Annotated in this window: 5 protein-coding genes; all 5 read left to right on the forward strand. The window is 63.0% G+C overall.

Annotated features, from left to right (window positions below; all coding sequences use genetic code 11):
- Positions 1-68 precede the first annotated feature (68 nt).
- The 5 genes from NR164_RS26830 to NR164_RS26850 all read left to right on the forward strand — a co-directional run bounded on the left by NR164_RS26830 (position 69) and on the right by NR164_RS26850 (position 6,009).
- Complete coding sequence (locus NR164_RS26830; protein ID WP_079444538.1) at positions 69-1,400, forward strand: dicarboxylate/amino acid:cation symporter; 1,332 nt, start codon at positions 69-71, stop codon at positions 1,398-1,400.
- Positions 1,401-1,653: 253 nt separating this feature from the next.
- The gene (locus tag NR164_RS26835; protein ID WP_046382354.1) at positions 1,654-2,124 is read left to right on the forward strand and encodes a (2Fe-2S)-binding protein; all 471 of its coding nucleotides are present in this window, start codon (positions 1,654-1,656) and stop codon (positions 2,122-2,124) included.
- Positions 2,121-4,442: a xanthine dehydrogenase family protein molybdopterin-binding subunit gene (locus NR164_RS26840; protein ID WP_256823498.1), complete on the forward strand. Its 2,322-nt coding sequence runs from the start codon at positions 2,121-2,123 to the stop codon at positions 4,440-4,442. The genes NR164_RS26835 and NR164_RS26840 overlap by 4 nt, the downstream gene beginning before the upstream one ends.
- Positions 4,442-5,428, forward strand: a complete 987-nt coding sequence (locus NR164_RS26845; protein ID WP_046489265.1) for an XdhC family protein — start codon at positions 4,442-4,444, stop codon at positions 5,426-5,428. Before NR164_RS26840 ends, NR164_RS26845 begins: the two co-directional genes overlap by 1 nt.
- Positions 5,425-6,009, forward strand: coding sequence for a nucleotidyltransferase family protein (locus NR164_RS26850; protein ID WP_046382357.1), 585 nt, complete (start codon positions 5,425-5,427; stop codon positions 6,007-6,009). The genes NR164_RS26845 and NR164_RS26850 overlap by 4 nt, the downstream gene beginning before the upstream one ends.
- Positions 6,010-6,123 lie beyond the last annotated feature (114 nt).

A 6,123-nucleotide genomic window follows, 5' to 3' on the forward strand; every position in this document is an offset into this window, starting at 1 on the left:
GGTTCGCAATTCAAGTGCCGTGGGCAATGGCGGATATTTGCCACACGGGACGATTGAGGAACTTTGCAATGACGACTCGTCAGCCACTGTACAAATCCCTGTATTTCCAGGTGATCGTTGCCATCGTTATCGGTATTTTGCTCGGTCACTTCTACCCGCAGACCGGTGTGGCGCTCAAGCCGCTGGGTGACGGGTTCATCAAACTGATCAAAATGGTCATCGCCCCGATCATCTTCTGCACCGTTGTCAGCGGCATCGCTGGCATGCAGAGCATGAAATCGGTCGGCAAAACCGGCGGCTACGCGCTGCTGTACTTCGAAGTCGTGTCCTCCATCGCCCTGCTGATCGGCCTGTTCGTGGTGAACGTTGTGCAGCCGGGCGCCGGCATGCACATCGACGTGGCCACCCTGGACGCATCCAAAGTGGCGGCCTACGTGACAGCTGGTAAAGACCAGAGCATCGTAGGGTTTATCCTCAATGTGATTCCAAACACCATCGTCGGCGCATTCGCCAACGGTGACATCCTGCAAGTGCTGATGTTCTCGGTGATCTTCGGTTTCGCCCTGCATCGCCTGGGTGCCTACGGCAAGCCGGTGCTGGACTTCATCGATCGCTTCGCCCACGTGATGTTCAACATCATCAACATGATCATGAAGCTCGCGCCGATCGGTGCGCTGGGTGCCATGGCGTTCACCATCGGTGCCTACGGTGTCGGCTCCCTGGTGCAATTGGGCCAGTTGATGATCTGCTTCTACATCACCTGCGTCCTGTTCGTGGTGGTGGTGCTCGGCGCCATCTGCCGCGCGCACGGTTTCAGCGTGCTGAAACTGATCCGCTACATCCGTGAAGAGCTGCTGATCGTTCTGGGTACGTCCTCGTCTGAATCGGCACTGCCACGCATGCTGATCAAGATGGAGCGTCTGGGCGCGAAGAAATCCGTGGTTGGCCTGGTGATCCCGACCGGCTACTCGTTCAACCTCGACGGTACGTCGATCTACCTGACCATGGCTGCCGTGTTCATCGCCCAGGCGACTGACACGCACATGGACATCACCCATCAGATCACGTTGTTGCTGGTGCTGCTGCTGTCCTCCAAAGGTGCTGCAGGCGTGACCGGCAGTGGTTTCATCGTGCTGGCCGCGACCCTGTCGGCCGTGGGTCACCTGCCGGTTGCCGGCCTGGCGCTGATCCTCGGTATCGACCGCTTCATGTCCGAAGCCCGTGCGCTGACCAACCTGGTCGGTAACGCCGTGGCGACCCTGGTTGTCGCCAAGTGGGTCAAGGAGCTGGACGAAGACACGCTGCAAGTCGAGCTGGCTTCCGGTGGTCGTGGGATCTCCGACACCCGTGAAGAAGATGACCTGGGCGTGGCCGAAGGCCCTGCGCCGGTGGTCAAGTAACCCGCTGATGGCGTGAACTGACGCCCACAGCAATCCGCAAACGCCCCGACTGGTTCGGGGCGTTTGCGTTTCTGCGCGGCCAAATTCGAATTTTTTGGTTTACAGTTAGTCAATGCTCCATCAAAGGCCCGGTGAAGATCCGTCTTCGCAAGAGAGCCTCCTCAGCCTGAGCCCATCTGCGTGCACCCGAACCAGCGATACCTTTCGCAGCAGATGGCTCGCCCCTAAATGCAAAAAAAGGCGGGCGTGCCCAATGATTACCCTGAAACTCAACGGTCAAGACCATCAACTGGACGTCACCGAGGATATGCCGCTGTTGTGGGCGATTCGCGATGTGGCGGGTTACAACGGCACCAAATTCGGCTGCGGCATGGGCCTGTGCGGCGCGTGCACCATTCATATCGACGGCGCCCCGGCGCGCAGTTGCATCACTCCGATCGGCGCGGTCAAGGGCCAGGCCGTGAGCACCATCGACAACCTGCACACCGACCCCATCGGCCAGGTCGTGCAGCAAGCCTGGCTGGACAGTGCCGTGGCCCAGTGCGGTTACTGCCAGGGCGGGCAAATCATGTCGGCCACCGCGCTGCTGAAAACCAACCCCAACCCCAGCGACGAGCAGATCGAGGAGGCGATGGTCGGCAATATCTGCCGCTGCGGCACCTACAACCGCATCAAGACCGCGATCCGCCAGGCCTCGACGCACCTGCAGGGGGCCAAGGCATGAACCGCTTACCCGCTGATTTCGTCCTCGATAACCTCAGCCGTCGCGGTTTCCTCAAGGGCGTCGGCGCCACCGGTGCGCTGGTGATCGCCGCCAGTTGGGGCCTGTCCGCCGCGTTTGCCGCCGATGCCGCCAAGAAGTATGGCGGCGATGCCATGCCCCATGGGCTGATCGATGACCCCAAGGTCTACGTCAGCATTGCCACCGACGGCACCGTGACCGTGATCTGCAACCGTTCGGAAATGGGCCAGGGCGTGCGTACCAGCCTGAGCCTGGTAGTCGCCGATGAGTTGGACGCCGATTGGGCCCACGTGCGCGTCCAGCAGGCGCTGGCTGACGAAGTGCGTTACGGCAACCAGGACACCGATGGCTCGCGCAGCATGCGCCACTGGTTCGAACCGATGCGGCGTTGCGGCGCGAGTGTGCGCGCGATGCTGGAACAGGCGGCTGCCGAACAGTGGAAGGTGCCGCTGGGCGAGTGCCGTGCGCAGCTGCATAAGGTGGTTCACCAGCCCAGCGGTCGCACCTTGGGCTATGGCGAGCTGGCCGCCGCTGCCGGTGCATTGGCGGTGCCGGCGCGCGACACGCTGCGCCTCAAGCAGCCGTCGGAGTTCCGCTACATCGGCAAAGAGGGCGTCAAGGCCATCGACGGCGCCGATATCGTCAACGGTCGCGCGGTCTACGGCGCGGACGTGCATTTCGACGGCATGCTCTACGCCACCATTGCACGGCCGACGGTGTATGGCGGCAAGGTCAAATCCTTCGATGCCAGTGCGGCGTTGAAGGTGCCGGGGGTGATCAGGGTCCTCGAAATCGAAAGCCGGCCTCTGCCCTCGGAGTTCCAGCCGCTGGGCGGCGTGGCCGTGGTGGCCAGCAACACATGGGCGGCGATCAAGGGCCGCGAAGCGCTGGCGATTGTCTGGGATGACGGCGTCAACGCCGGCTACAACTCGATCGATTACCGCAAGGAACTGGAAGCGGCCGCGCGGCAACCGGGCAAAGTGGTGCGCAACACCGGCACCCTCGAGCAGGCGATGAACGAGGCCGACAGCACTTTGGACGCCGCTTATTATTTGCCGCATCTGGCCCAGTCACCGATGGAACCGATGGTTGCCGTTGCCCGTTTCGACAAGGGCCAGTGCGAAGCCTGGGCCCCCAGCCAGGCGCCCCAGGTGACCCGTGAGCGCGTCGCCGAGCGCCTGGGCCTGCCTTTCGATAACGTGACGATCAATGTCACGCTGCTGGGCGGCGGTTTCGGTCGCAAGTCCAAGCCGGACTTCGTGGTCGAGGCGGCCATCCTCGCCAAGGAGTTCCCCGGCAAGGCCGTGCGCGTGCAGTGGACCCGTGAAGATGACATCCACAACTCCTACTTCCACACGGTTTCCGCCGAGTACCTCAAGGCCGGCCTGAACAAGGACGGCCTGCCTTCCGCCTGGCTGCACCGCACCGTCGCGCCGAGCATCACCGCGTTGTTTGCGCCGGGGATGAACCACGAGGCGGCGTTCGAGCTGGGCATGGGCTTTACCAACATGGCCTACGCGATTCCCAACGTGCGCCTGGAAAACCCCGAAGCCGCCGCCCACACCCGGGTTGGCTGGTACCGCTCGGTATCGAACATCCCGCATGGCTTTGCGATTCAGAGCTTTGTCGATGAGCTGGCGCACAAGGCCGGCCAGGACCCGTTGCAGTACCAACTCAAACTGCTTGGGCCGGACCGTCAGATCGATCCGAAAACCCTGAGCGATGAGTGGAACTACGGCGAATCCCCGGAGCGCTACCCGATCGATACCGCCCGCCTGCGCGGCGTCCTCGAAACCGCCGCCAAAGCCGCCGGCTGGGGGCGCACGCTACCCAAGGGGCGAGGCCTGGGGCTGGCGGTGCATTACAGTTTCGTCACCTATGTGGCGGCGGTGATCGAGGTGGAAGTCAAAGACGACGGCACGCTGATCGTCCACAAGGCGGATATCGCTGTGGACTGCGGCCCGCAGATCAACCCGGAACGCATTCGCTCGCAATTCGAAGGCGCCTGCGTGATGGGCCTGGGCAACGCGGTATTGGGCGAGATCAGCTTCAAGGACGGCAAGGTCCAGCAGGACAACTTCCATATGTATGAAGTGGCGCGCATGTCCCTGGGGCCCAAGGTTGTCGCGGTCCACCTGGTCACGCCACAGGGCGAGGTGCCGTTGGGCGGTGTCGGTGAGCCCGGCGTACCGCCGATTGCGCCGGCGCTGTGCAATGCGATCTTTGCCGCCACCGGCAAGCGTATTCGCAACCTGCCCGTGCGTTATCAGTTGCAAGGCTGGCAGGAGGCGAAGGCTTGATGGACAGCGTGGATCTGAATGTCCTGCGCAGCGTGCTCGAATGGCGCCGCGCGGGGCAGCGGGTGGTGTTGTACAGCGTGGTCCAGACCTGGGGTAGCGCGCCGCGTCCGCCCGGGGCCATGCTGGCCTTGCGCGGCGACGGGGTGGTGATCGGCTCGGTGTCCGGCGGTTGCATTGAAGACGACTTGATTGCGCGTTTGCAGGATGGTCGGTTGGCGGACGACGGGCCCGCGGTGCAGTTGGTGACCTACGGCGTGACACGCGATGAAGCGGCGCGTTTCGGCCTGCCGTGCGGCGGCACCCTGCGCCTGACCGAAGAGCGCGTGACGGAGTGGCAGTGGGTGGCCGAGTTGCTGGCGCGCTGTGACGCCCATGAAATCGTCGCTCGGGAGCTGGACCTGGCCACCGGCGACGTGAGCTTGAGCCCCGCGAGCAAGACCGACGTGGTGAGCTTCGACGGCGAGCGCCTGCGCGCCATCTATGGCCCGCGCTGGCGCCTGCTGTTGATCGGCGCCGGGCAGTTGTCCCGCTACGTGGCGCAGATGGCGCGGTTGCTGGATTTCGAAGTGCTGATCTGCGACCCGCGTGAAGAGTTCGTGTATGGCTGGGAAGAACCGCACGGCCGCTTTGTGCCCGGCATGCCTGATGAAGCGGTGCTGAACATCCAGACCGACGAACGCACAGCCATCGTCTGCCTGACCCACGACCCGCGCCTGGACGATATGGCGTTGCTGACGGCACTGAACTCCAATGCGTTCTATATCGGCGCGCTGGGTTCGCGGGTCAACACGCGTAAACGCCGGGAAAACCTGGCGGCGCTGGGGTTGTCTGCGCAGGCGATCGCGCGGTTGCATGGGCCGATCGGTTTGCATATCGGCAGCCATACACCGGCGGAGATCGCGCTGTCGTTGCTGGCGGAAATTGTCGCGATCAAGAATGGCGTGGTGCCGCTGCAGAAAAAGCCGCTGTCGGTGCAGGTTGAATGACCGTCACGGTGATTGTGCTGGCGGCGGGGCAGGGCAGTCGTTTTCGCGCTGAAGCCGGGGCAGATCGGGATAAATTGCTGGCTGAGTGCGTCGGCCGGGACGCAGTGGTGCGGCCGGTGATCGAGCAGGTGCTGGTGAATTTGCCGGCGTGGGCGCTAAAGCGCGTGCTGGTGACGTCGCCCGAGCGGCTTGAAGTCATTCGTCTGGCGCAGGTCCATGGCTGCGAGGTAGTGCAGCTGTGCTCGGCCGGAATGGGCGACAGCATTGCGGCAGCGGTCGCGGCCAGTGCTTCCAGTGATGGCTGGCTGGTGGTGCTGGGTGATATGCCGTTCATCCTGCCGTCCAGTATTGAACGGGTGCTGGAGCACGTGGACAGCATCAACGTGCCGGTGCATGCCGGCCAGTATGGGCATCCGGTTGCGTTTGGACGAGCGTTTGGGCCAGCGTTGATGGCGTTGACGGGCGATCGCGGGGCCAAGCCGCTGTTTGCCCAGGGGCAGGTGCGCGAGATCCAGGTAAACGACCCTGGCGTACTCTGGGATGTGGATCTGCCGCATCTGTTGGATTTCAAACCGCTCTGAAATGTGGGAGGGGGCAAGCCCCCTCTCACATTGAATCTTTGGTGTTTTCAGAATTTGTTTGTCTAGTCCTGAAATAGGTTTACACCTATTTCAGTCTCAAAACGCCCGGTGCAC

The sequence above is a fragment of the Pseudomonas sp. Pse79 genome, from assembly GCF_024519615.1.
GTDB classification, from domain to species: Bacteria; Pseudomonadota; Gammaproteobacteria; order Pseudomonadales; family Pseudomonadaceae; genus Aquipseudomonas; species Aquipseudomonas veronii.